Source organism: Gemmatimonadota bacterium (assembly GCA_026706845.1).
Lineage (GTDB): Bacteria > Latescibacterota > UBA2968 > UBA2968 > UBA2968 > VXRD01.
On sequence record JAPOXY010000180.1, the window covers coordinates 1 to 22,288 of the forward strand.

26 protein-coding genes are annotated in these 22,288 nt (G+C 51.0%); 12 read left to right on the forward strand and 14 right to left on the reverse strand.

What is annotated here, in order from left to right; all coding sequences use genetic code 11:
* Together OXG87_16560 and OXG87_16565 are read left to right on the forward strand one after the other, a co-directional pair.
* Window positions 1–614: ankyrin repeat domain-containing protein (locus tag OXG87_16560; protein MCY3871164.1), on the forward strand; the 614-nt coding region annotated here is incomplete at its 5' end.
* 40 nt (window positions 615–654) lie between these two features.
* Window positions 655–1,665 (forward strand): zinc-binding dehydrogenase, encoded by a 1,011-nt coding sequence (locus OXG87_16565; protein MCY3871165.1) that lies wholly within the window; start codon window positions 655–657, stop codon window positions 1,663–1,665.
* On the opposite strand, the gene OXG87_16570 is transcribed toward OXG87_16565, so the two are convergent.
* From OXG87_16570 to OXG87_16605, 8 genes are all read right to left on the reverse strand, one after another.
* Window positions 1,650–2,468 (reverse strand): hypothetical protein, encoded by an 819-nt coding sequence (locus OXG87_16570; GenBank protein MCY3871166.1) that lies wholly within the window; start codon window positions 2,466–2,468, stop codon window positions 1,650–1,652. The genes OXG87_16565 and OXG87_16570 overlap by 16 nt on opposite strands.
* 24 nt (window positions 2,469–2,492) lie before the next feature.
* Window positions 2,493–3,611, reverse strand: a complete 1,119-nt coding sequence (locus OXG87_16575) for an agarase (GenBank protein MCY3871167.1) — start codon at window positions 3,609–3,611, stop codon at window positions 2,493–2,495.
* 19 nt (window positions 3,612–3,630) lie between these two features.
* Window positions 3,631–4,017, reverse strand: coding sequence for a tautomerase family protein (locus tag OXG87_16580; GenBank protein ID MCY3871168.1), 387 nt, complete (start codon window positions 4,015–4,017; stop codon window positions 3,631–3,633).
* Window positions 4,018–4,106: 89 nt separating this feature from the next.
* Window positions 4,107–4,601, reverse strand: coding sequence for a DUF3368 domain-containing protein (locus OXG87_16585; GenBank protein ID MCY3871169.1), 495 nt, complete (start codon window positions 4,599–4,601; stop codon window positions 4,107–4,109).
* A complete protein-coding gene (locus tag OXG87_16590) occupies window positions 4,567–4,866 on the reverse strand; it encodes a UPF0175 family protein (protein ID MCY3871170.1) in 300 nt (99 codons plus the stop codon). Before OXG87_16590 ends, OXG87_16585 begins: the two co-directional genes overlap by 35 nt.
* Before the next feature lie 190 nt (window positions 4,867–5,056).
* A complete protein-coding gene (locus OXG87_16595; protein MCY3871171.1) occupies window positions 5,057–6,139 on the reverse strand; it encodes a Gfo/Idh/MocA family oxidoreductase in 1,083 nt (360 codons plus the stop codon).
* A gap of 21 nt (window positions 6,140–6,160) precedes the next feature.
* Window positions 6,161–6,916 (reverse strand): class I SAM-dependent methyltransferase, encoded by a 756-nt coding sequence (locus tag OXG87_16600; GenBank protein MCY3871172.1) that lies wholly within the window; start codon window positions 6,914–6,916, stop codon window positions 6,161–6,163.
* Between the two features lie 7 nt (window positions 6,917–6,923).
* Window positions 6,924–7,571, reverse strand: a complete 648-nt coding sequence (locus tag OXG87_16605) for an HAD-IA family hydrolase (GenBank protein MCY3871173.1) — start codon at window positions 7,569–7,571, stop codon at window positions 6,924–6,926.
* A gap of 183 nt (window positions 7,572–7,754) precedes the next feature.
* On the opposite strand from OXG87_16605, the gene OXG87_16610 reads away from it, so the two are divergent.
* Together OXG87_16610 and OXG87_16615 are read left to right on the forward strand one after the other, a co-directional pair.
* A complete protein-coding gene (locus OXG87_16610; protein ID MCY3871174.1) occupies window positions 7,755–8,852 on the forward strand; it encodes a mandelate racemase/muconate lactonizing enzyme family protein in 1,098 nt (365 codons plus the stop codon).
* A gap of 29 nt (window positions 8,853–8,881) precedes the next feature.
* Window positions 8,882–9,748, forward strand: coding sequence for a phytanoyl-CoA dioxygenase family protein (locus OXG87_16615; GenBank protein MCY3871175.1), 867 nt, complete (start codon window positions 8,882–8,884; stop codon window positions 9,746–9,748).
* Between the two features lie 40 nt (window positions 9,749–9,788).
* Here OXG87_16615 and OXG87_16620 read toward each other — a convergent pair whose 3' ends face one another.
* The 4 genes from OXG87_16620 to OXG87_16635 all read right to left on the reverse strand — a co-directional run bounded on the left by OXG87_16620 (window position 9,789) and on the right by OXG87_16635 (window position 12,745).
* On the reverse strand, window positions 9,789–10,592 hold the full coding sequence (locus OXG87_16620) for a leucine-rich repeat domain-containing protein (GenBank protein MCY3871176.1): 804 nt from the start codon (window positions 10,590–10,592) through the stop codon (window positions 9,789–9,791).
* Window positions 10,593–10,742: 150 nt separating this feature from the next.
* Entirely contained in the window at window positions 10,743–10,934 is a 192-nt protein-coding gene (locus OXG87_16625; GenBank protein ID MCY3871177.1) for a hypothetical protein, read from the reverse strand.
* A 285-nt stretch (window positions 10,935–11,219) separates the two neighbouring features.
* Window positions 11,220–12,143 (reverse strand): nucleotidyl transferase AbiEii/AbiGii toxin family protein, encoded by a 924-nt coding sequence (locus OXG87_16630; protein ID MCY3871178.1) that lies wholly within the window; start codon window positions 12,141–12,143, stop codon window positions 11,220–11,222.
* The gene (locus OXG87_16635; protein ID MCY3871179.1) at window positions 12,140–12,745 is read right to left on the reverse strand and encodes a type IV toxin-antitoxin system AbiEi family antitoxin domain-containing protein; all 606 of its coding nucleotides are present in this window, start codon (window positions 12,743–12,745) and stop codon (window positions 12,140–12,142) included. Before OXG87_16635 ends, OXG87_16630 begins: the two co-directional genes overlap by 4 nt.
* Window positions 12,746–12,931: 186 nt before the next feature.
* Here OXG87_16635 and OXG87_16640 point away from each other — a divergent pair, with 186 nt between their 5' ends.
* From OXG87_16640 to OXG87_16660, 5 genes are all read left to right on the forward strand, one after another.
* Entirely contained in the window at window positions 12,932–14,272 is a 1,341-nt protein-coding gene (locus OXG87_16640) for a sulfatase (protein MCY3871180.1), read from the forward strand.
* Window positions 14,273–14,284: 12 nt separating this feature from the next.
* The gene (locus tag OXG87_16645) at window positions 14,285–15,784 is read left to right on the forward strand and encodes a hypothetical protein (protein MCY3871181.1); all 1,500 of its coding nucleotides are present in this window, start codon (window positions 14,285–14,287) and stop codon (window positions 15,782–15,784) included.
* Between the two features lie 26 nt (window positions 15,785–15,810).
* A complete protein-coding gene (locus OXG87_16650) occupies window positions 15,811–16,839 on the forward strand; it encodes a hypothetical protein (GenBank protein MCY3871182.1) in 1,029 nt (342 codons plus the stop codon).
* 144 nt (window positions 16,840–16,983) lie between these two features.
* On the forward strand, window positions 16,984–18,213 hold the full coding sequence (locus OXG87_16655; GenBank protein ID MCY3871183.1) for a sialidase family protein: 1,230 nt from the start codon (window positions 16,984–16,986) through the stop codon (window positions 18,211–18,213).
* A 20-nt stretch (window positions 18,214–18,233) separates the two neighbouring features.
* Window positions 18,234–19,007: a phytanoyl-CoA dioxygenase family protein gene (locus OXG87_16660; protein ID MCY3871184.1), complete on the forward strand. Its 774-nt coding sequence runs from the start codon at window positions 18,234–18,236 to the stop codon at window positions 19,005–19,007.
* A gap of 53 nt (window positions 19,008–19,060) precedes the next feature.
* Here the strand turns inward: OXG87_16660 and OXG87_16665 are convergent, their stop codons facing one another.
* On the reverse strand, window positions 19,061–19,873 hold the full coding sequence (locus OXG87_16665) for a phytanoyl-CoA dioxygenase family protein (protein MCY3871185.1): 813 nt from the start codon (window positions 19,871–19,873) through the stop codon (window positions 19,061–19,063).
* A 346-nt stretch (window positions 19,874–20,219) separates the two neighbouring features.
* On the opposite strand from OXG87_16665, the gene OXG87_16670 reads away from it, so the two are divergent.
* Window positions 20,220–20,753, forward strand: coding sequence for a DUF2442 domain-containing protein (locus OXG87_16670; GenBank protein ID MCY3871186.1), 534 nt, complete (start codon window positions 20,220–20,222; stop codon window positions 20,751–20,753).
* The gene (locus OXG87_16675) at window positions 20,750–20,947 is read left to right on the forward strand and encodes a hypothetical protein (protein MCY3871187.1); all 198 of its coding nucleotides are present in this window, start codon (window positions 20,750–20,752) and stop codon (window positions 20,945–20,947) included. The genes OXG87_16670 and OXG87_16675 overlap by 4 nt, the downstream gene beginning before the upstream one ends.
* A gap of 47 nt (window positions 20,948–20,994) precedes the next feature.
* On the opposite strand, the gene OXG87_16680 is transcribed toward OXG87_16675, so the two are convergent.
* Complete coding sequence (locus tag OXG87_16680) at window positions 20,995–21,630, reverse strand: hypothetical protein (GenBank protein ID MCY3871188.1); 636 nt, start codon at window positions 21,628–21,630, stop codon at window positions 20,995–20,997.
* Between the two features lie 70 nt (window positions 21,631–21,700).
* On the opposite strand from OXG87_16680, the gene OXG87_16685 reads away from it, so the two are divergent.
* Window positions 21,701–22,270 carry a GNAT family N-acetyltransferase gene (locus OXG87_16685; GenBank protein MCY3871189.1) on the forward strand — a complete coding sequence of 190 codons (570 nt, stop codon included), beginning with the start codon at window positions 21,701–21,703 and terminating at the stop codon, window positions 22,268–22,270.
* Window positions 22,271–22,288 lie beyond the last annotated feature (18 nt).

Sequence of the window (22,288 nt, forward strand, 5' to 3'; positions counted from 1 at the left end):
TCAGTCTATTCCCTCTGGGATTTTATTTGTTGACGGCATTTTTAGTCAAAAAAACTGGTGCTGGTTATCTGGATATTGTTTGTTTGTTGCTCGAGCGTGGTGCAGATCCGCGGCTCTGCGGTGACTGGCTGGTGCGGTTCTGTATCTGGCGCGATCGGGTGGATATTTTGAAGGTGTTGCTCGATGCAGGGCTCGATCCGACGATTGCTGAACTGCCTCGTTCCGGTCTTACCAATCCCGATATGATTGCTTTGCTTTCGAGCCAAGGGGTGGATTGCGATCCGAATCGCGCAGAGGATGGGTGGCCGCCGATTGTTTTTCAGTCCCGCGGCGACCGTGGTGGGAGCGTTGATCGCGTCCGGGATTTGATTGCGCGCGGCGCCGATGTAAATGCGCGCAATTATAAGGGTCAGACTGCGTTGCACTGCGCGGCGAGGGCGGGGTTTGTGGAGATTGTTTCTCTACTTCTTGAACACGGTGCCCAAGTTGATTTGCGAGATGACAAGGGTCAGACGCCGCTTATGATTGCGCTGCGTTCGACGATTAAGAATAAGGATAAACTCCGCGAGGTTGTTCGCGTTCTCAAAGTAGCGGGTGCGAAGGTCGGTGAATGATGAGCTGGTAGAGAAAATAAATTTTCAAAGGAAGAGAAATATGAAAGCAAGGATCGTTGGAGAGCGACAGTCAGATGTGGTGCCAGCACCTGTGCCGGAGCCGAAGGAGGATTGGGCGGTGGTGAAGGTGCATGCTTCGGCGATGTGTACCGAGTACAAGACGTGGTTAGCGGGTGATCGGCGCGAGGTGATCGGGCACGAGGGTGCTGGCGAGGTGGTGGCGGTGGCGCAGCCGGGGCGGGTGAAGGTGGGGGACCGGGTTACGGTGATGCCGCAGTATCCGTGTGGCAATTGTGCTTTGTGTCGATCTGGTGATTATATCTATTGTGAGGATACATACAACTTTGCCGAGTTCACTGGTACCCGCGATGGCAGTGGCACGTTTGCCCATTATGTGGTTAAGCCCTCATGGCTTTTGTTGCCGATTCCTGAACGGGTCACTTATGAGCAGGCGACGATGGCGATTGACGGTATTGGCGCTTCTTTTGGGGGCATGCAAGCTATTGGTGTGGGTGCGTTTGATACGGTGCTGATTACGGGTCTGGGTCCGGTGGGGCTTGGCGGGATTATCAATGCCCGGTTCCGCGGAGCGCGGGTGCTGGCGGTGGAGCCTGCGCCGTGGCGCGCTGCTCTCGGTCTCGAGTTGGGCGCAGAGGTGGTGCTGCATCCGCAGGATGATCCGCTTGCGCGTATTCGAGATTTGACAGATGGTCGCGGGGTTGATTGCGCGGTGGATTGTTCTGGTTCAGTGGCGGGCGAGCGGTTGTGTATTGATGCGGTGCGGCGGCGCGGACGAGTGGCTTTTGTCGGCGAGTGTTCCCAGGAATTGCCGATTAAGGTGAGCCCAGATTTGATTCGCAAAGGGTTGCTGGTGTCGGGGAATTGGCTGTACAATATGCAGGATTACGAGGGCGTGATGCAGGTGATCGCGGAGTCGCCCCTTATCGATAAGCTGATTAGCCACGTTATGCCGATGAGCAATATTCAGGAGGCTTTCGGTCTTTTAGCCGCTGGCGAGGCCGCAAAGATCGTGCTTCATCCCTGGGCGTAGTGCGTTTCTTTTAATACGCTTTCAAGCCATGCTCTGGCACGCTTGCGACATGCACTTTCCCTGTGCATCCACAGGTCTGTATGCGGGTGGACGATTTTGCCTTCGGGGATGTTGAATATCTGGTCGGTTGGTACGTTCAAAAATGTGAAGCGCGCCAGGTCGAGATGCGCTTTGAGAAATTGATCTTTTACCCTGCTGGCGTTCAGACCGCAGATGAGCACGGGCCTGCCTTTTATCCGTGCGAGACGGGTGAGAGAAGATGCGCGATCACTTTCTGGATAGTCCCATTCCTTTTCGCCATCGAAATGGTCGTGGGTGAAGATGCCTTTCCAATAGGCTGCAATTTCGTCATCTGCAAGGCCGATGTAGCTGGTGCCTATGGCTCCGCGTGAGAAGCCGCAGATGAATATGTTGTGTGGGTCGCCTCCAAATTTTTCACAGATCCGCGGAAGATTGGTCTTGCAGTAGGTCACGGTTGCTTGCTTATCGGCCCACCATGTGACGGCGTTTTCTTTTTTTTCCTTTTCTACATAAGGCATGGTTATCCAGATAAATCCTCGCCCTCCACTCATGCCATAGCCCAGGTTCGCATCTTCTACTTTGCCCGTTGATTTGCACGGTTCCCATTTGTTGCCGGTGTATTCGACGATGACGGGATATTTGCGCCCAGGTTGCCAGTCTGTGGGAAGGTATAGCGCGTGGTGTACACCAGTTCCTCTGTATTCCAGCGCGATTTGACGCACACGCCTGCCCGGGCCAGGTGCTTCATCCGTCATGGTTGGTGTAACGAGGTCTAATGGCATGGTCCCCCAACTCGCGGGATCTGTTCAGGATTCCAATTTGTCGAGCCAGCGCGCTACAACCCGACTGCCTTTTTGTATTTCAGAGATGGCTTCGTGGTCGGGTTGCTCCTGTTCGTCGATCAGACCTTTTCGCCGGAAGCGATTTCGGATATAACCGCCACAAAGATGCGCGCCTATTGCGCCGGGGTTTTCCAGGAGGCCGTACAGGGCTTCGGCATACCATTTCCCATCCGCGAGATGATATTCCCCATCCAGATATTTTCCGCTGTCATCCGCGATGGTTTCTCGGGGACGGGATCCATCTGCCCATAGAACCGGTTTTCCCGTGGCTGTGTGCCATTCGCGCATGTGTGTGACCGGGTCTCCGAAGTCCTGAAAGCTGAGTACGTCAACGTACGGGTCGGCAGCCTGTACAATTTCCATTGGGAGTGGTGCGAGTGCTTCGTATCGGTCTCCGAGGATCAGGTGATGGGGATCATAACGGCGAATGGCGTCGTGGGTGATTTTGTAGTATCGCTGTGCCATGTTGAATAGTTCAGTCCGGCCCGCTTGTGATTCCAGTCGCGCGGGATCAAACATGGGTCCGCGCCATGCTGTGTGTGGGGTTCGGACGTGAACCCAGGTTGGACAGTCCGAGTAAAAATAGCCGATTAAGTTCGGTTCGTCTCTCAGTCGGGCGCATTCGGATCTGGCGACATAGTCGCACCAGTCCTCGAAGTCTTTGCTGTAGATGTCGGGATTTTTGTGCCATGCGTTCCATTGATGTGTTTCGATGAAGGGCAACAGGTGGCAGTAGGGCATGGATAGCGCGCGATATTCTTCCAGGGTGAAGCTCGGACTGTGCGCGTGTTTTAAGATGGTCACGTCCTGTACCCAGCCGACGGTGTTGAATCCCCAGGATTTCAGGTCGGGGGATACGGATTCACAGATCCATTTGATGCTGTTGTTGTCGTATTTTTGTTTCCAGCGGAGCAGATTTTCTGGATACAGCAGTGGGGAGGAGTCGATGTGATTCAGTCCAACTGAGAAGAACGGCTGTCGCTCCGGCGTGAGCAAGATCCAGCGTTCTCCATGTTTTGCGAGGGTGAAGAATCCTTCGGGGGATGTTTGCGTTGTTTCGACTGTTTCCAGTGTGGTGTTCATTGAAGCTCCCTGGTAGTTGTTACACTTTGACTTTGTACTTGAGGTCGTTGGGTTCATCACCCGTTATGCCCCGAAATCCCCAGCAATGCGGTGCTTGTTCTTTTATGGTGATTTCGATGTCTATGGGGGGAATAGATAATTGACTTTCGATTTCTTTGAATAGCGTTTTGATCAGGTTCTTTTTGGTTTCTATCTGGCGACCTGCCATCATGTTGATTTCTATGACGGTGTATGCATCTGTGCGACCACCGGGATAGTAAAAATCCTCTTTGTCCATGGGCACGAAGCGGTGTGCCCGTTTATCCTCTGGCATGCCGAGGACAGATTGCATACATCCGTGAATCACATCGGATAATTTTGCTTTTATGGGATTCAATTTTTCTTTGATACCATATACGACGATCATTTTCATTCCAGAAAGTAAGAGATGCTCCATAAACAAGATAGAACCAATGGATCTTTTGTTGGATAATTGATCTGTCTATAATTTGTCTGTCAAATCAAATCATCAAGTTCTTCAATGGGTGAGAAATATCCCGCGCTAATAAATTCTGCTAACACGCGGTTTCCTTCAAGCAACGAGATTGTGGATCGTCTGACAAGCACACCGAGCACACCAACACTTCCCGAAACACGTACTTGTTCCCGAAATCCGATCTGACGAGCCTTGCGATCATCAGTGAGTAGTTCATGGTTACGGCATCTGGCGATAGCCAAGCTGTCAGATTCACCGTTGCCCAACTCCAATCTATAACGTTGTGAAAGATAGATTTCTTTGGGATCTGTGATATCGGTTTGATTCACCCACGATAAGTCTGTTTCAGGAAATAAGCCTCTGCTGATACCCTGTTGAAACTCCTCCCTGACTGCCTGAACGATCAATCCACGACTGCGGCAGAATAATTCTAATAGTTGAAGGTGGTTTGTGCGTGCAAAATTAGACAATACGGTATTGTCAATAATGATCACCCATTTGATCAGCAGCAGCAATTTCAGCTTTTAATTCATCGACGGATTGACTCCCTTCTCTCAGCGGAATGCCCTGTTTGAGGAAACGTTGTCTCAGTTCTTCTCGATGGAGACCGAGAAGTTCCGCTGCCTTACCGAGGTTAATATCGCGATCGAGATAGGCACCTATTACAAGTTTTTCAAGGAGTACAGGGTTTGATTGGTGTAGATGATGGAGTACATCATCTATCAAATCGGGGTCCGTTTCGCTCATTTTTTCGAGTTGCTTAATTTGCCAAGAAGCCATTTTATTATTCCTGTGTAAAGAGGGATGGACAACGGAAATTTTTGGATTAGCTTGTCCATTAAAATATGGACAAGGTCGGAATAAGTAGCAAGTCCAGATAAGAAATTGACTTTATGCATGTTGGTTGCGAGTAATAATACCGCGAGATTACTGACTTTTCTCAGAAATATATCTCTTAAACAAGATCAGATTACCCCATCCTCAGGCTACGATCTTCAAGGGGCAGGTCAATGCGGATGTTGCCGCGGCGATGAGATTCTCTTATGGCGATGCCGATTTCAAGGGCTTCGCGACCGAACTCGCCGGGGCAGATGTCCTCGCGGCCCTGTTCAATAGAACGACAGACACCTTCGATGGCGTCAACCATTGAGCTTCTGGGATGCCATGGGCCCGGGAGGTGTGTCTGGGTGGGCGCGCCGGTTTCGGGATGCGGGGTCCATATCTCGAATTGGGCATGGGCGTTGCGGGAGATGATGCGGCCGGTTTCGCCGATGAATTCCAGGGTCCAGGCAAAGGGTCTGGTTTCGGAGCGGGAGTTTAATATGGTGCGGATGCCGTTTTCATATACGATGATTCCCGATCCGGGAATGTCGGCATTGGACTGTGCCTGTTCGTCTGTGTCGATGAGGCCGACTACCCATTGGGCGGGCGCATCGGCAAAGAGGCGGAGTAAGGATAGGGTGTGGCTTTGAATATTGGAAAGGCTGGCGGGGCTGTGGCAGATCATTGTTTTTAAGGGTCCAATGATGCCGTCGGCAATGAGTCGGCGGGCGTTTGTGTAGTAGCTATACCAGTTGAGGTGGCAGGCTATTGAGAGGATGATGTTGTTTTTGGCGCAGGCGTCGATCATGGCATCGGCATCGGCCAATGTGCGGCACATCGGTTTGGTGGCGAAAATGGCTTTGACTCCCAGTTCGGCCAGGCCGACCGTGATTTCAGCGCGGGGTTCGGGGCGGGTGGTCAGACATACCACGTCGATTTGTTCTTTTTCGACCATTTCCCGGTAATCGGTGTAAAGAGCTGATACGTCCCAGCGCTGTTTGAAGTCCTCGAGTTTGGCGGGGTCATCATCAGCGGCGGCAACGAGATCAATCCCCCGGGCTTCAATCATTGCAGGCGCGTGTGCCCAGGGCCATGGGTAATGGGGCATGCCGATGTGTTCGTCGTCAATGGTGCTGCCCATTCTGCCGCATCCTACAACAGCACCGCGATAGGTATTTTGGGGAGCGGTATCTCGCACGGTCTGAAAGGCTTTGCCTTTGGGTTCGGCCATTGGGTTCTCCTCTGTAAGCTGTTAAGCGCTCTTTTGCACAATAAGCAACTCGCGGTGTTCGTTGGTTTCAATGCCTCGCTGAGTGGTGTATTTCTCGAGAATCTGGTTAATGCATTGCCAGTGTTTTTCGATTTCAAATTTTTCGGGCAATGGGACTGTGTGTAGCCACAAGAGAAGTGATTCAACATCACAGAACCAATACGCGACGTCATATTCCATGAGCGCGATGATGCGATTGCCGCGTTGCCGAAAAGTTTTGGCGAGTTCTTTAGCAGGCGACCACCATTCCTCGCCAAAACTGTTACTTGTCCAACCGAATGCCGCCAGGATATTGGACGTATTGCGATGTCCCACGCTCTGAGTGATAAAATACCCTCCCGTGCGTAGAACACGCAAAACCTCATCTATATTGACAACAGAATGTCGATTTAAAACAATATCAAAATTTGAGTCAGGTAATTGCAGCGCATCGGCATTCATGACATTGAACGAGACATTGTTTATCTGCATTTTGGATTGGTTCTTATGAGCTGTTTGAATCATTTCATCGCTGATGTCGATTCCAATGCCCTTGCCGAAGTTCGGTGATAGAGTGAGAAACTTTTCACCGCCACCCGTTCCTATATCAAGGACGCGAGATGATGAGGTGAGGTAGTTGCGAACCAGGGTAAGATAATCCCAGGGTACGGGAGCCCGTCCATCTCTTATGGCGGAGAAATCCCATCCTTGAATTTTTCCAATAGACGCTGCGATTTGTTTTAGCTCTTTAAGCGTCATCTCGTTTTTAAGCGTGTAGCATTCTCATGAATGTGTCATAGTTTGAAAAGTCTTCAACCCAAAATTCACATTTCCCCTTTAAGCGTGGTCCTACGCCTATGAAATGCCATCCCAGTTTTTTGGTTGCCTGGATATCCCACACAGCATCACCGACATATACGATGCGATGGAAGCCATTCCCCAATGCAGATAGACATTTTTTCATGATTTCCACACGCTCGTCGCTATTATCACTGGAAAATAGAACCATATTTTTCAAGTTAAATCCCGCATGCCTGAGTTTTATCTTGGCGGTATGTTTCCAGCCGCCTGTGGCAATTCCAATTTTATAGTGCTGATCAGATAGAAGTTTGTCAATCAGGCAAATTGCCCCTTTCTTTGGGCGGCATTCGCCACCATTTTCAAGATATTGCTCAATTAATTCGCCGAATTTTTTGCGGATTTCCTCAATTTGCCCCTCTTCTTGAATTTTATTCTCTTTCATTATTTCTCGCAACATACCTGAATCCGTTACGTTTTTGTATTGGCTCCAATCATCGTGGATGCAAACTTCGCCCAGAACCTCTCTTATCGCAGAGATGTAATAGGCTCCATCAAAATGAGAACTTTCGACCAGGGTTCCATCAATGTCAAATATCGTGGCGATTTTTGTCATCACATTTCGTCATGAGAGTGCTTATGAGTTTTTCAAATTGTTATTCAAATATGGGCAAGGTTGGAATGGATTGCAAGTTAGATCAGAAAGATGGAAATTCTGAAGTTCGGTGTTGGTTGACTTTGGTAAAATGGGGTTGTATTTTCGGTTGCCAGATGTTTGGATCCATGTATGGGAGGGATTATGAAGATTACGGATGTTAAATATCATCGTTTGCGCTATCCCGTGACCGAGAAGTTCGGAAATTCTTTTACGTGGATTAGGGAGCGGTCATCTATCCTGGTGGAGATTTCTACCGATGCGGGTATTACGGGATGGGGACAGGGGGCGGGGTCGCTGGGTGAGTCGGATATTCAGCGGCATGTGATCGGGAGGGATCCGTTCGATTGCGAGGTGATCTGGGACGCGCTGAACAATTCGGGGAGTCTGAGGAATGTGGGCGCGACCAGTGGCGTGGATATTGCGTTGTGGGATATTATGGGTAAGGCGCTTGATGTGCCGGTTTATCGCCTTCTGGGGGGCGCATTTCGGGACCGTATCCCCTGCTATGCCAGTGGGTTGTTCAGGAAAGACAGGCCGGATAATACACAGGTATTGATGGATGAGGCCAGAGGATATGTGGATCAGGGTTTTCCCGCGATGAAGATGAAGGTTGGATTGGGGAAGGTTTATGATGAGCAGAATGTGGCTGCTGTTCGGAAAGCGATTGGCGATGATATTCTTTTGTGTGTGGATGCAAATTTGGCCTATGATGTGGGTACGGCGATTGAGGTGGGGCGCAGGATGGAGGCTTACGATCTGTTCTGGTATGAAGAACCGACTTCGAGGGATGATGTGGCCGGATATGTGGAAATTAAAGGGGCGCTCGAGATGCGAATTGCCGGATGCGAGGGTTTGCAGGGGCGCTGGGCATTTCGGGAGTTTATCCAGCGGCGGGCGGTGGATATTGTGCAGCCAGATATCGCGATTGTCGGCGGGTTTACAGAGGCGAGAAAGGTTGTGGCGATGGCCAGTGCCAATTATATTCCGGTTATGCCGCATATGTGGGGGGCAGTCGTTGGTCTCGCCGCTACCCTGCACTGGCAGGCGTCGATGCCAGATGCGTCCGGTTCTGTGAATCCAGTTCCTTCTTTTTTTGAATGCGATATGACGGAAAATGGGCTTCGAACAGCGTTGTCCAAAGAGCCTATTTTGCCCGTGGATGGGTATCTTGCGGTTCCTCAGGGTCCCGGGCTGGGCATTGAGATTGACCGGGATGTTCTTGAAAAATATTCGGTTTGACGCGACGTCTTTTTCTAAGGAGCGATGCGATGGACGAGATACTGAGATGTTTTGATGAGAACGGGTATGCCGTGGTGGAGGGGGCGCTTTCACCGGAGGAGGTAGCGGCGATTAACGATGGGATTGATGCCGATGTGGCCGCGAACCCGAAGGAATGGGAGCCTGGACCGCGTCCGGGTCATATAGCGGTAGGCTGCAGGGCACCTGAGTTGATGCACAGGACAGAGGCGCTGGATGGTCTGGTTCACCATCCATCGGTTGCGCCGCTGGTGCATCGCATTCTCGGAGCGGGTGTTCAGTTTAGCAGTCTGAGTTTTTTGCGGCGCGAGGTGTGTGCCGCCGATCCGCCAGAGGATATTGACGGCGGCGATCCGCTCTGTCTCTCGCGGCAGTGGCACCGGGAATACAACGGTATTGTGGAGGGTGCTGATAAAAATGAGTTTTTTGCCCCGGCGATACAGGTGATTTACTATCTGGACGATGTGGATGCCGGGTCCCACTGTACGAGTCTTATTCCAGAGAGTGCCGAGACCAAGCGTCAATTGCCCAAGACGCGGGATGGCAAAAGCGGATGGGGCGAGGGTGCTTTGCGGATTGATGATGGTGAGACGGCGTATGTGGATCCGGATAAGCCGATCTGGACAGATTCTTTTGGTCGCACAAATCCCCGACGGATCGGTCGGGTCGATGTTCACGCGCCAGCAGGGTCTGCTGTGATGTTCAATATTGCCAGTTATCACTGCGGAACTGTCCGGCAGACGCAGCGGATTCGGCGCACGGCGCATTTGATGTATCGACAGCCAGATCCGATATTCTCGCGGCACGCACTGGGTCCCGATTGGGAGAGTGTGGCGGCGTTTAGAGCCGCGTTGCCAAAGCGATCAGCGATTGGATGAAAATGCTTTCCTGATCGAAACGGGCAGATGCTGCAGGTCCTCAAAACTGCACCCACACACCTCTGCCTTGAAGGGCTGGAATGTGCGTATTGAGCGATGTGTCACTCAGTGGGTTATTCCGGACCTCAACCACATCTCTACTGCCCAATCCCGTGTTTGCTATTAGAGGTGAAAGATCCGAGATGCTGTTGTCGGAAAGACCCAGCACTGTCAGGTTTGTCAGTCCGGAGAGGGCAGAGACATTCGAGATGCTGTTGCTGTGAAGATACAGGTCTGTCAGGTTTGTCAGTCCAGAGAGGGCAGAGATATCCGAAATGCTGTTGCTGTAAAGATGCAGCCTTGTCAGGTTTGTCAGTCCGGAGAGGGCAGAGACATCCGAGATGCTGTTGCTGTAAAGATACAGGTCTGTCAGACCCGTTGCAAACTCAAGCCCGGTCAAGTCGCTGATATTCTTACGCGTCGCTGCAAGCCTGGTCAAGCTCGCCATCTCTTCTCTGCTGATCGGCGCACTACTCGCCTTGTCCAGGCTGTCTGCGATTACCGCACGCAGGTTCGCATCACGAATGGCAACCGAGCCGAAGTAGCTGGTGAAACTCAGAAAATCGCCAAAGCCAACCGCACCATCGCTGTCCAGATCATACTTCGCGTCATATCTCCCATCGCCCTGACGCGCTCCAAACTGATCTACAAGCGCCAAAAAGTCGGCAAAATCCACAACGCCATTGCCGTCAAAGTCGGCGTCTGCCGCGGTTGGGGTTTGTGCAGAGGCAGGCCCCGCCATCAGAAGCAGGGCGAGAAACACAACAGCGAGCGGCCCTTCTCTGTAAAAGTTTTTGCGTTTCATGTTTCCTCTTATACATACGTTTGTGTCAACTTACAAAAAAATTTCTTCTTGTAAAGCCTATTTTAGCATGACTGCGTAACACCAGTCAATAAGTGATGTTACGCATGTCTGGCGTTTTTGTCATGCTGGGAAGCCATCAGCTTTCAGCGATCAGCACCCCCAATCACCCCAAGGCCTTATGTTATTTGTTTTGCTAACTGCTGACTGACCGCTAAAAAGTGATTGATTGCGATTTTGCCTGGTTTCTGACAGGCAATCTTTCAGGGTTTTGATCCTGGCATCGTATTCAGCCCTGAGTTCCAGAGCTTCATAGAGGTAGAGTTTGTTGTTTTCGTCTGGCATGTTTTCTCCTTCCTTTCTCCTCCCGTCATTTATGCATTTATGCATCGCTTTGGTGCGGTATCGGCTCTGACAAAGCCGAAAAGATAAAGATTCAGAGAATGTGAAATTTTTTTAGAAGAATAAAAAACGGGTAGAGAATTACGAGACTCTCTACCCGTTATGCTAATTTTTCATGGTGGGCGATACTGTACTTGGACCAGTGACTTCTTACCTGATCGTATGAAAAGTCAGGTTTCTGGAAAGTACCGCTCCTGAATCTAAACCACTCGCATTTTCTGAGATTCCTTATTCTTTTTTCCACGGACCACCGTCTTGCCATACTTGATTGTATTCCTCTCCTCTTGTGGCTGCAAGAAGGGGTGGAGCAAGAAAAGTGCTCAACGTTTCAATAAGTTCAGGAAGTTCCTGTGGGGCATCTGTCAGGTCGCTCCGTTCAAGAAAACTACGCCACTGCTCTGCTTTCCCCGGATATTCGGCAAATTGCTTATCCAGAGCGACTGGCTGTTCGTTGGGTAAGGGTATCCTTCGTCGCTCGAAAGTCCCCCGGATGGCCTGAGTTAGCACCAGCCCTTCAAAAGAAAATGTTCTGGCTAATAGCCAGAGGTCATAGAAATCCTTCATACGGCTATTTTGCATACCCAGAACAACTAAGGCATTCAGTTTTTCGGCGACGACTGTCTCAGGAGGATAGGCTCTGAGTTCAGGTTCGGGGAAGTCCAGTAGCCCCGGGTACAGGAGAGTAGTGGCCCTGGGTATTACCACATCTCCAAATCCCACGTCAATTTGCACCTGGAACCGTGCAGTTCCAAGCAAACAAGAGAGACGGATGCGATGACTCTCATAGACTGCATCATCTCGAATGGTTTGCACCCGAACACTTTCAGGGTCATAAAAAAGCCCGTCTGCCACCACATTTTCTCGACAGATTGCTTTAAAGATTTTTGCGATATGGTCATGGGAGGCTCCACCATGCCCCAACAAATCCAGATCTCGGGTTATACGATGGGCACTACCTGTCCAGGCAAAGAAAAGCAGGGCTCCTTTGAGGATGAAACTGGAGCGAAATGGAGACTGGGATAGACGGTAGAGGAATCTTTCAATGGCATATCGCAAGAAAATCTGGTTGGGTTCTTCCCCTTTTTCTCTGCTCAGGTTTAAAAGTCGCTGATGGACGGATACAGGCAGGTTTTTGGGACGCGCTCTTTTCATGCCACGATAGCTTCCAGGTAGGGCCGCATCACATTGGTCATTCGGCAGACCTTTGCGAAGTGCCAGAGGTCGTCCATTGTGGTGCGACGGTCGCGGATGCATTCTTTCAACGCTTCAAGAGCGATGTCCAGGCCGATTTTGTTGCGGTATTTGAAGCAGTCCGCAACTGTTTTGGCAGGGTTAAAAATTTGAACGGGAACGCCTTCAATCTGATATGTTTCGATCCCTTCAGTTAGTGCAACACCGGAGAACCGCATCACTCTCAGGGGAGGAAATTGCATCTTTGGCTTGGCTGCTCTGCGGTCAATGGCCATCCAGACCTGGTGTGGTAGCTGTGTGCCGATTTCGTGAAAGCTCAAAGCTGACAGCAGACAAATCACCCCGTGGGGAATGCGCTTTGCTACTTGCGCCAGCCCATAGTGTACCGAAATCTCGGCGTCGGCTGCAATGTACAGGCCTCTTCCTTCCCGTCTCACCAGTCCTTTCTGATATAGCCGACGCAGATATTCGGGATGAAGGCCCCGGGATGTCAGATCGCAAACTCTCAAGAGACCTTGCTGTGCCAGTTCCAGAACTTGATTTTCAGGTGAATTTTTAGACATGTGTCAAAGTATATCTATTTATAATTTTTTGTCAATATTATTACACAAAAGGCTTATATTATTATGTGTCTATACCAGAGTTAATGTGACAACCTGAAAACTGTGATACTGGTTGTCCTCATTTTGTTTCTCCAAAATGTGCAATGTGGCAATTTCAGGTCTTTGATAGGATAGAGGAACCAGGATATGAAACAACCCAATGTTGTGTTTATCGATTGTCACGATCTGGGCGATTGGCTCGGTTGTTATGACCGGCCCGATGTATCAACGCCAAATCTGGATCGGTTGGCTTTTCAGGGTGCCCGGTTTTCGCAATTTATTGCGACGGCACCTATTTGTATTCCCAGTCGCGTTGGCTTGTATTGCAGCCAGATGCCGCACATGATCGGTGTGTGGGGACAATTTCCCTATGCGGATGATGCGGTGTGCATGGCGCGTTATTTTCAAGATGCGGGCTATGAGACGGTGTTGAGCAACCGGTTGATGATTCCGAATGATCCATCCTGGGCGGGTTTTTCGCGTGTGCTGGAGGGGAAGGCTGATGTGGAAGTGCTGGCAGAGCGTTTTTTGCGAGAAGAAGTCCCGTCTATTGAGCGCTCCTTTTTTTTGCAGGTCTCTTTCTCGGAGGTACATAGACCTTTTGGTCTGGATTACGATCCAGAGCTTGCGGAGCGAATGGTTGTGCCTCCGGATCTGCCCGATTGTTCGGAGGTGCGTAAAGATCTCGCCGCGTTGTGTCGGCAGATTGGGGCGTTGGATAAAAAAGTGGGGCGGATTCTGAATGCACTTGATGATCGTGGGCTGGCCGATGAGACCGTTGTGGTGTTTACTACCGAACACGGTGTGGCGACTGCGCGGGCAAAACACACGCTTTACGATGCGGGTATTCGAACGACGTTGCTTATGAGATACCCGTCTGAGATTGCCGCTGGAACTGTGTATGGTGATTTGATTAGCAATCTGGATCTGCTGCCGACGGTGATGGATTTGTGCGGCCTGGAGGAGCCGGATGGTATTCTGGGTCGGAGTTTTCGGGGGTTGTTTTCCGGTGCGGGTTGGGCTGGTCGGTCTGTGGTGTTTAGCGAGCAGACCTGGGGGCGGCGTGCTGGGAACTGGTATTACACGCCGATGCGGTGTGTTCGGTCGGATCAGTTCAAGTTGATTCGCAACTTTGAGCGGGTGCCAGATTATGTCGATAATGGGTGGGTGAATCGTTTTCAGAACAGGCGAGAGGTTGTTCAGGCGCTTTTTTCAAGACCGGCACCGGAACGGGAGCTTTACAGTTTGGCAGACGATCCGTATGAGTTGAACAATGTTGCAGATGATCCGCGTTTTTCAAAGGTTCGCGATGATTTGGAGGGGCAATTAGCCGCGTTTCTCGAGGAGACAGAGGATCCCATTTTGATGGGGTTTGTACCGAATAGAGAAGGTCATCCCGATGTTCCGCAGTGGATTAAACAGTCAGACGGCACGTTTCTGTTGGAGGCGGATCGGGAGATTTATCACTCAGAGCAGCCTTTTGATTAGAGGAGTTGTGACATGAATCTGGAGTCCTACTACGCAGGGGAGCCACTTGAGGTTGGTACGGAAACCGTATTGCTGATCGACAATGCCACGGTGGAAGACCGCTGGGGGGTAAAACGCGTGCTGAATGTGCCGATTAAGGATCCGCACAACCCCGTGCTTATGCCCGACAGGCCGTGGGAAGATTCGGTGGGTCAGCAAAATGTGATTTACGACGACGAAGCTGGCGTGTTCCGCATGTGGTATGCCGGGACCGATTGGAACGCGTGGATGCACCAGTTCCGCTTCAAAGACTGGAAGGCGGAGCGGGATGGGTATCCCTATTTTGTCTGCTATGCCGAGAGCCTGGACGGGGTGCACTGGGACAAGCCGATGCTGGAAGGCAAGCCATACGGACAATATGAGAAGACCAATGTGGTGGTCACGGGACAGCAAAAGGCCCAGGGGGTGCGCGTGATGTGGAACCCCCTCGGTGGCGCGCAGCAGAGCCGTTTTCTGATGACTTACAAGGACAATCTGGCCGAGGGCTATGGATGTCTGTGTCTGGCTTATTCGGACGATGGGATTCACTGGCGGGAGGATCCGTCGAACCCGGCTTTCATCGGTCTGCGGGACACATGGCAAAACATGGTGTTCGATCCTGTTCGGGAGCGCTGGCTGATGTTCGGGCGGCCCGTGTGTACCGCTGGTGTTGGGGATGTGCCGGGTGGACCGACGGAGCACAACTTCAAGCGCCGGACAGCGGTGATGGTCGGGGAGACGCCGTATGATTTTGGCCAGCCCCGGGTGGTGATGTGGCCGGAAGAAGTAGATGATCCGGATATCGACCACATGGTGGTTTCTCGGGTAGGCAGCCATTTTATCGGTTTTGTCGGAATGATGGGGCCTCCGCCGCACATGGCCTTCCATCTGCATCTGGCGTTTAGCAGCGATGGCCTGCACTGGAATATGCTGCCCGACCGGTCTGTATATCTTCCCCATGGCGGATCCGACGCTTTCGACTCGGGTTCCACCTCGGGGGCCGGAGGCATTGTGAGCATGGGAAATACGGATTTTATCTACTATCGCGGATCCCGCCACGGCCAGGCACAGGGCAACAGAAACAATGTCTCGGGCATCGGCCGGGCGCAATTCCTCCAGGATCGATTCGTCGCGCAGATGGGTACGCATACGGGTGGCTTCCTGCTCACCCGAGAGATGGTTGTTGCCGCACCGGAACTGATCGTCAATACGACCGTGGCCGACGGTTATAACAGCGATCCGACCACGGCGATTGTTCCGCCCGAATTCGCTGTCGAAGTGCTGCGTTTCGGTGAGAGCGGTGCCCCGAGTGCTGTGCCCGGGTTCACCCTTGCCGACTGCACCACACAGGCTGTTGACCTTGTCGAGCACAAAGTGACGTGGAAAAACAAGCAGGATATGGCTGAACTCGTGGGAATGCCTGTGTTCCTCCGCTTCTACCTCAAGAATGTGGGTCTCTATTCGCTGCGGTTTCGCTTTGGAGGATCTGGATAAACCGATCGCGCTTTACTGGGGGTCATATGCGCATACAAAACTACTGGCGGTACCCGGGGTGTGGGCCGCATGCGGCGGCGTATCTCGGAGACGGTTTGGTAGCTGCACCGTCAAAATACGGCAATCGCATCACGTTCTGGAATGTGAGTGACATCGAACGCCCTGAACTGGTTGCGGACTTGCCGGACCGCTCCGATTGCCAGTCAGTCGCCTTCTGCAACGGATATCTGATGGTGGGCAGTGATCGCGGGATCGAAAGCATGCGCTTCTCGAAGGCGGATCTCGTCCCCATCGACTGCAGCGCATTTGCCCCGGAAGTCAACGATTTTGAAGTGGCTGCCGACACGGTACTCGCCGTCAGCAAGCGAAACGTCATCAAAGTTGTACGCGTTGAGGACGATGGCCAACTGACTGAAATCGGCGTGCGCGAAGATGTGCTCGCCCGCTGCCATGGGGCAAGCCATGAAGGATCCCTGGTTGGCGTGACGGGATTCAGAGGAGATGGCAGGGTAGAGACCCCTCTCGGCCTTTTTCCGGACGCTGTGGATGAGGATGGACGATTCACCGATCCAGGCGGCTGGACGCTTGCCAACGGAGGTGAGCCTTCGAGGTGGTATATGAACATTTCGAACCGCATTATCCTGTACCGGAAGCGCGCCTATGTAGCAACTGGTATTTCAAGGATCCAGGATCCCAGGAGGGAATGGTTGCTGGATCCATCGGTCACAGTTCTCAATGTGGCGCATCCCGATGCCCCGGAGTTCCTGGGCAATTACCCCTGTACTGGTTCCGCGACCTGTACGGGGCTTTATCTCGACCGGGACCGTGCGTGCTTGATCGTCGGATCCGGGAATATTGTGCGCCGCTTTGACATCGATGGCGACCTTTTGCACGAAACCGATAGGCTTGCGTTTCCCTACGGAGATTTTGGCGACGGATATCCCAGGGCCCCGACGATCCACGATGTGTGCAAGACCGATTTGATCTGTGACGGTCTGCCCGTTTTTTTCGCCGGTGCTCAGGCGACCGACGATCTATACCTCTTCACGGTTTGAGTAGAATGGGCATTCTCGAATCTGAAAGCGGAGAAGGGTTTTTTGATCGAAACACAGGCGTCCGAAAAAGAAGAGGTCGCTTCTATTGTGAACTGGCTTGCGGGGATCGCGTGACCTGATGGCTATTTTTTATGGGAGGCCCGTATGAGACAGCTTGAAAATGGGTTGAGTGAACGGACGCTGGCTTTTGAGCCTGGTTTTGAGGTGCACGGTGAGGTGGTGTGTCGCACGTTTCAGCCGTCGTATGTCGTCACGCGCAACGGCGTGTTGATCGCCTTTTGTCAGGGCAGGTTGCGCGGCGGTCGCGACGACGATCCAAAGGTGATTCTGACGAGCAGGAGCAGCGATTGGGGCGCGACGTGGTCGCCAGCGAGGGCTGTTTCGGGACGGATCACCCACTACGCGGTGTCTGCGTATCTTTCCGAACGAGATGGACGCGAGCGCGTGTCCGTTCTGTCTATGGTTGATTTGCGGGGTACGGAGAATATTTACGACAAGGACTATGGCGAGATGCGGGCGCAGTCCGGTATCGATATCGACGCCGTGGGGCGCGATACGCCTATGGTTCTTTGCCGGTTTGATTCGGATGATGATGGCGATACCTGGACTATGGAGACGTTGCTCGGGGACCGGTCGCCTCTGAATCACCGCTATTCCGATGGGACGCTGATTATGTTCAATGCGGTGGGGCAGGTTCACGCGATTTCTGAAGGTCCATATCGGGGGCGGTTCGTTCTGGGCGGACCTGTTACTGTGGTGCCCGAGGGAGAGGCCGTTACGAATTATTTTCGCAACCATCCCCAGTCCGGTTCTGCCGTTATCTACAGCGATGATCAGGGCGAGACCTGGCGCGTGGATGGCTTTATTACGGATTATCTTGCCAATGAAGCTTCCGCTGTGTCGGTTAACCGCGGTGAGGAATTGTTGCTCGTTCGCAGGCTGAATTCGCGCGGTATGCTCGAATCCCACACCCCTCTCGCGGATGTGCGTCCCGGTCCTGTGCAGCGCATTGCCCATACTTCGACGGATTGTGGCAAGACGTGGTCCAGGCCCTTTCTCGTCGATATCAGTGGGGTGCTCTGCCACGGCACACTTGCCCGGGGCGGGAGGCGTCTGCTCTTTTCTATTCCCAATGGCTCCGGTCTGCCCGAATCCGAGCGGCAGCACGCCACAGAGCGCCAGCGCGGTGCGATCTATTTTAGTGACGACGAAGGTCAGACATGGCGCCACAAGGTTATCGAGCCGAAGACTTTCTCGTACAGTACCGTTGGTCCTCTCAATGAATCCCAGTATATCACGCTCTACGCATGCAGTTCCATGGGGCAGGAGGGCGTCGGGTGTCGGGTGTTTGAAGATGCGTGGCTGGATGCTTAGAAGGATATAGGGGGTATGTTATGATTGGCGAATCTGAAATTTCACAATTTGAAGAGGTCGGAGCGGTCACTATCGATACGCCTTTTAGCAAAGCGCGGTTAGATAGCGTTTCGAGGGTTTTTGATCGGATGCTGCCGTTTGAAGGCCCGGAAGATGGGAAATCGGCCCAGTATCGTGTGGGGCAACGGTATTTTCTCGAGCCTGAATTGCTGGATCTGATCCAGGATCCGTTTTTGGAAGCTGTGGCGAAAAAGACATTGGGGGCCGATGCTGTGCACTTTTTTAATGCGTTTATTGTCACTTCCTATCCACAGCCTGGCGCAATATTCAGTTTTTCCGAACATGTGGATATTAAATATAGCCTGTCAGACCTGGATGCTACACCCAAACAGATGCTTTGCAGTTGTCTGCTCTGGTTGAGCGATGTGACGGAAAAACGGGCACCTCTCATGTACCGACCCGGTAGCCACCGTTTGATTGCAGAGGATGTGGAAAAGCATGGGACTTATATTCAGAATCCAGTCCCATTTCGAGATCTTCCCGAGATGCCTTTTGCAGATCCGGTTCCTTTGCTCGCAAAGGCGGGGCAGATGACGGTTTGCACCACGGCCCTGGTCCACGGCGCGTCTATCAATATTGATACGTTTCCCCGGAAGGTAATGTTTATTGTGTTTAAGCCCGCAGGATATACCATTGATGCTAACATGAAAAGCATAGAAGTCCGAGAACAATATTATCGCGAGTTGAGAAATCATTTGCGTGAAGATCGATTGGGCATTCTCAAAATGAACTGATCTTCCTCGTGCTCTCATTTGGCTTTCGATGATGCAGCGTTATCCAACGAGTGCTACATATCCCACCTTGCCAATTCCATCCACCGCGTCATCTCTTTTTGTGCTTCATTAAATCGTTCGCGGATCTCTGGCGGAAGACATCTGTGGTATCCATTTGGCGGCTCGCGCATCATCACATTATAGTGTGCGTGTGTGTAGTTGAAATACAGATTGGATCGCACTGGCTCTGTGGTCTTGGGCAGTCCATTGTGGATGACGGTCTCGGAAAAGAGTAAGACATCGCCTGCCTTGCCCGTTACTGCGACGGCACCCGGAAGATCCAATCCCTGATATTCCTGCCAGCTCAGATCAAAATTGCTCTTGTGTGAACCCGGTACAGCCACCACGCACCCGTCTTCGGATCCATTATCTGTTAAAAAATATACGGTATTGAGCATTCGAGAGCGAATATCGCCGTTTCGATAACTGTAATCCGTCGTTGGCACGCCGCGATGCCATCCCCCCTGTTGCGCGCCCTTGAATTTAGAAATCGACCAGGTGTTGATGAGTTGTGGTTCGCCCATAAATGCCTTCAGATAAGGCACGACTTTCGGATGTGCGATCATCAGGTCAAAAACGGGATCAAGCCGTAAGAGACCGTTCAAACGGATCTGCAATTCTCGACTCTTATCACAGGTTGGTAGTGGTTTTGGTCTGCCAAAAGTGGGTGCAGAAGCCATCCACTCATCTTTGTATGTCCGGCTTTCCAAATCAGACAGGACATTCAGAGTGGTTTCACATTCTTCGGGTGTCAATACGTTGCGCAGGATCAGAAAGCCACTCAGGTCAAAATGGAACCGGTGTTCGATTGGTATATTATCTGCCATATTTGATGCTCCTGTTATCTTCATTTCAAGCCGAACAACAAGCGAACGTATAGAACGATTGAAAAATCTAAATAAATGTAGCTTTGTGAACCAATGGCTGCAAGATGAATTTCCACAACTACAGGCTTGATATTATGCTTAAAAAGTTAGATTTTTATTGCTAAGGATAAATTCTCGGGATATTTTTGTGCTCATTTCTGTTCCCAATCTGCCTGTTGTCATTGAATTTGTGCGTGCTGCCAATCACCGAAACCATCTTCGAACCCTTTTTGTCTGAGAAGACGAAGGTGCTCAGTTTTTACCACTTTATGAGCTCACGGCTTGGAGTCTTGGATGTCCGGATCAGTTGATTGCCACTGCACAGGTCGTTGATGATGAGCTTTTTGTCGTGGCTTGTGACCATACCCTGTTCAGAGTTGGCTTTGAAGAAATGCCAGCACTCAAGCGTATTCCAGAAGAACAGCGTTCTTCATTTACTCTCTCCAGCGAAGGCAGTTATATTCACTGGCCTGAGGCTGATGTACATATCGACCTGGATGTTGTTCGCTACCTGAAAGATGATATGTGGCGGGAGAAAAAGGATCGGGAAAGATTGATGTCTGACATTCGGTTCGGGGAGGCGGTTGCCGCATTTCGAAAACAATGCGGGCTTAGGCAAGCCGATATTCATGGCCTTTCGGAACGCCAGGTGCGCAGGATCGAAAAGGGAGAACGGACAAAGGTGGATACGCTGGGGATTCTGGCAAGAAGTCACGGATTGTCCCTGAAAGCATATCTGGATAAAATCGCCGAAATACTTTCTGAAGGTGGTGAGGTTATCTCCAAGGTCTCGACCTCGATTCCGCAAGACACCATAGACTTAAGTGGGGAGCAGATATGATCAAAAATGAGAGACAATATCGGATCACCAAGGCCCAGATGAGAAAGTTTGAGGGCGCTTTGGCGGAGCTGGCTCAAACTAAAGATAAGAATATTCATCCTCTACTTCAGAAAGCTCATCAGGATGCATTGCGAAGTCAATATGAGGAACTCCGTATGCAGTTGGAGGAATACGACGCGCTTGTAGGAAGGTAAGCGCGATGTTCTCGAACATCTTTCACTTGCTGATCTTCCTCGTGCTCTCATTTGGCTCTTGATGACCCAGCATTTTCTTTCAACAGGTTGATTTGCGAGGACAGGGCTTCTTCGAGATTTTTTGCGTTCATCCGCTGTAGAATCTCCTGTTCGTATGCGGGCATGAGAGGCGTTTGAATACCGTTTGCTTTTGCATTGATCAGGTAGCTAATGCCATCTCGTCCCTGGTCTTTCTTTTTTAAGCTGACGCTTTGAATAGCCAGCTTTGCCAGGTGTGCTGGTGTCAAGGGTTGGATATTAGCGGCAATTCGGGCGTAATAAACCACATTGATGCCCTTGAAATTTTCCAGCGGTTCCGCGTACACCTTATTATCACCGGGGTTTGCATGGGGTTGGTAAATTTTTCGAGTGTCAAAACAGTTCGTTTCCCGGCGCCAGAGCATATTTTTAGCTTCAGTTTCAGATATGCCGTCTCTTAATATTAGGATAACGCCTTTAACAGAAGCACCACCCTCGGCGACCGGAACTAAAGTGGGTGCATAATTGCGGCTTCGGCTCTTCCGGGCGAATTCAACCATAAATGGCGTATTGAAATCTTTGATTTTTGCAGCCGTGTTCGGGCCAAGTTCTGGACCTGGATTGTCTATTAGAGAACCGTAGGCCAGAATACCGATTCGTTTCATGTTCAGATCCCAATCTGTCTGTTGTGACTGAATTTGTGCGTGCTGCCAATTACCGAAACCATCTCCGAATATGAAAACAGACCAATTTCCATCGAAAGTCCCATCCTTCCCAATTGGATCTTATAACCTGCGCGGAATAAAACCCGAGGACGCACGCTCTCTCTACCATTTTATGTCTGATAAAGAGGTAACCCAATTTACAAGCTTACATGCAGAAACGCTTGAAGAGGTCCAATCATGGATTGAACTTATGATTGAGCAGTTTGAAAAGAAACAATCGATTTATTGGGTTATAACCGAGGATAATCGTGCCATTGGTCGATGTCACTATATTTATCTCGAGGCTACACATTCAAGAGCCGAAATTGGATACTACCTCGCAAAAGAGTACTGGGGCTGCGGAATTATGACAAATGCTGTCGCTGCAATTGTAGAATACGGTTTTGAACACCTCAAATTGAATCGAATCGAAGCAAGGTCAATTTCCAGGAATTATGGTTCTACACGCGTCCTTGAAAAAGTCGGTTTTTCAAAAGAAGGTACACTGAGGCAACATACTTTTAGAGCCGGTGAGTTTTTCGATGTTGAGGTGTTTTCGTTTTTAAATGCAGATTGGCAACAATCGAGGAACCCTTTATAGCACAAGACTGAGACTGAG

Excerpts from the sequence above, each read along its gene's own strand:
- OXG87_16630 (MCY3871178.1), bottom strand. The coding sequence starts at position 12,143 with ATGAAAAGAGCGCGTCCCAAAAACCTGCCTGTATCCGTCCATCAGCGA.
- OXG87_16595 (MCY3871171.1), bottom strand. The coding sequence starts at position 6,139 with ATGGCCGAACCCAAAGGCAAAGCCTTTCAGACCGTGCGAGATACCGCT.
- OXG87_16680 (MCY3871188.1), bottom strand. The coding sequence starts at position 21,630 with ATGAAACGAATCGGTATTCTGGCCTACGGTTCTCTAATAGACAATCCA.
- OXG87_16645 (MCY3871181.1), top strand. The coding sequence starts at position 14,285 with ATGAATCTGGAGTCCTACTACGCAGGGGAGCCACTTGAGGTTGGTACG.
- OXG87_16580 (MCY3871168.1), bottom strand. The coding sequence starts at position 4,017 with ATGATCGTCGTATATGGTATCAAAGAAAAATTGAATCCCATAAAAGCA.
- OXG87_16655 (MCY3871183.1), top strand. The coding sequence starts at position 16,984 with ATGAGACAGCTTGAAAATGGGTTGAGTGAACGGACGCTGGCTTTTGAG.
- OXG87_16640 (MCY3871180.1), top strand. The coding sequence starts at position 12,932 with ATGAAACAACCCAATGTTGTGTTTATCGATTGTCACGATCTGGGCGAT.
- OXG87_16675 (MCY3871187.1), top strand. The coding sequence starts at position 20,750 with ATGATCAAAAATGAGAGACAATATCGGATCACCAAGGCCCAGATGAGA.
- OXG87_16650 (MCY3871182.1), top strand. The coding sequence starts at position 15,811 with ATGCGCATACAAAACTACTGGCGGTACCCGGGGTGTGGGCCGCATGCG.
- OXG87_16605 (MCY3871173.1), bottom strand. The coding sequence starts at position 7,571 with ATGACAAAAATCGCCACGATATTTGACATTGATGGAACCCTGGTCGAA.
- OXG87_16570 (MCY3871166.1), bottom strand. The coding sequence starts at position 2,468 with ATGCCATTAGACCTCGTTACACCAACCATGACGGATGAAGCACCTGGC.
- OXG87_16590 (MCY3871170.1), bottom strand. The coding sequence starts at position 4,866 with ATGGCTTCTTGGCAAATTAAGCAACTCGAAAAAATGAGCGAAACGGAC.
- OXG87_16620 (MCY3871176.1), bottom strand. The coding sequence starts at position 10,592 with ATGAAACGCAAAAACTTTTACAGAGAAGGGCCGCTCGCTGTTGTGTTT.
- OXG87_16625 (MCY3871177.1), bottom strand. The coding sequence starts at position 10,934 with ATGCCAGACGAAAACAACAAACTCTACCTCTATGAAGCTCTGGAACTC.
- OXG87_16685 (MCY3871189.1), top strand. The coding sequence starts at position 21,701 with ATGAAAACAGACCAATTTCCATCGAAAGTCCCATCCTTCCCAATTGGA.
- OXG87_16635 (MCY3871179.1), bottom strand. The coding sequence starts at position 12,745 with ATGTCTAAAAATTCACCTGAAAATCAAGTTCTGGAACTGGCACAGCAA.
- OXG87_16565 (MCY3871165.1), top strand. The coding sequence starts at position 655 with ATGAAAGCAAGGATCGTTGGAGAGCGACAGTCAGATGTGGTGCCAGCA.
- OXG87_16575 (MCY3871167.1), bottom strand. The coding sequence starts at position 3,611 with ATGAACACCACACTGGAAACAGTCGAAACAACGCAAACATCCCCCGAA.
- OXG87_16660 (MCY3871184.1), top strand. The coding sequence starts at position 18,234 with ATGATTGGCGAATCTGAAATTTCACAATTTGAAGAGGTCGGAGCGGTC.
- OXG87_16665 (MCY3871185.1), bottom strand. The coding sequence starts at position 19,873 with ATGGCAGATAATATACCAATCGAACACCGGTTCCATTTTGACCTGAGT.
- OXG87_16600 (MCY3871172.1), bottom strand. The coding sequence starts at position 6,916 with ATGACGCTTAAAGAGCTAAAACAAATCGCAGCGTCTATTGGAAAAATT.
- OXG87_16615 (MCY3871175.1), top strand. The coding sequence starts at position 8,882 with ATGGACGAGATACTGAGATGTTTTGATGAGAACGGGTATGCCGTGGTG.
- OXG87_16610 (MCY3871174.1), top strand. The coding sequence starts at position 7,755 with ATGAAGATTACGGATGTTAAATATCATCGTTTGCGCTATCCCGTGACC.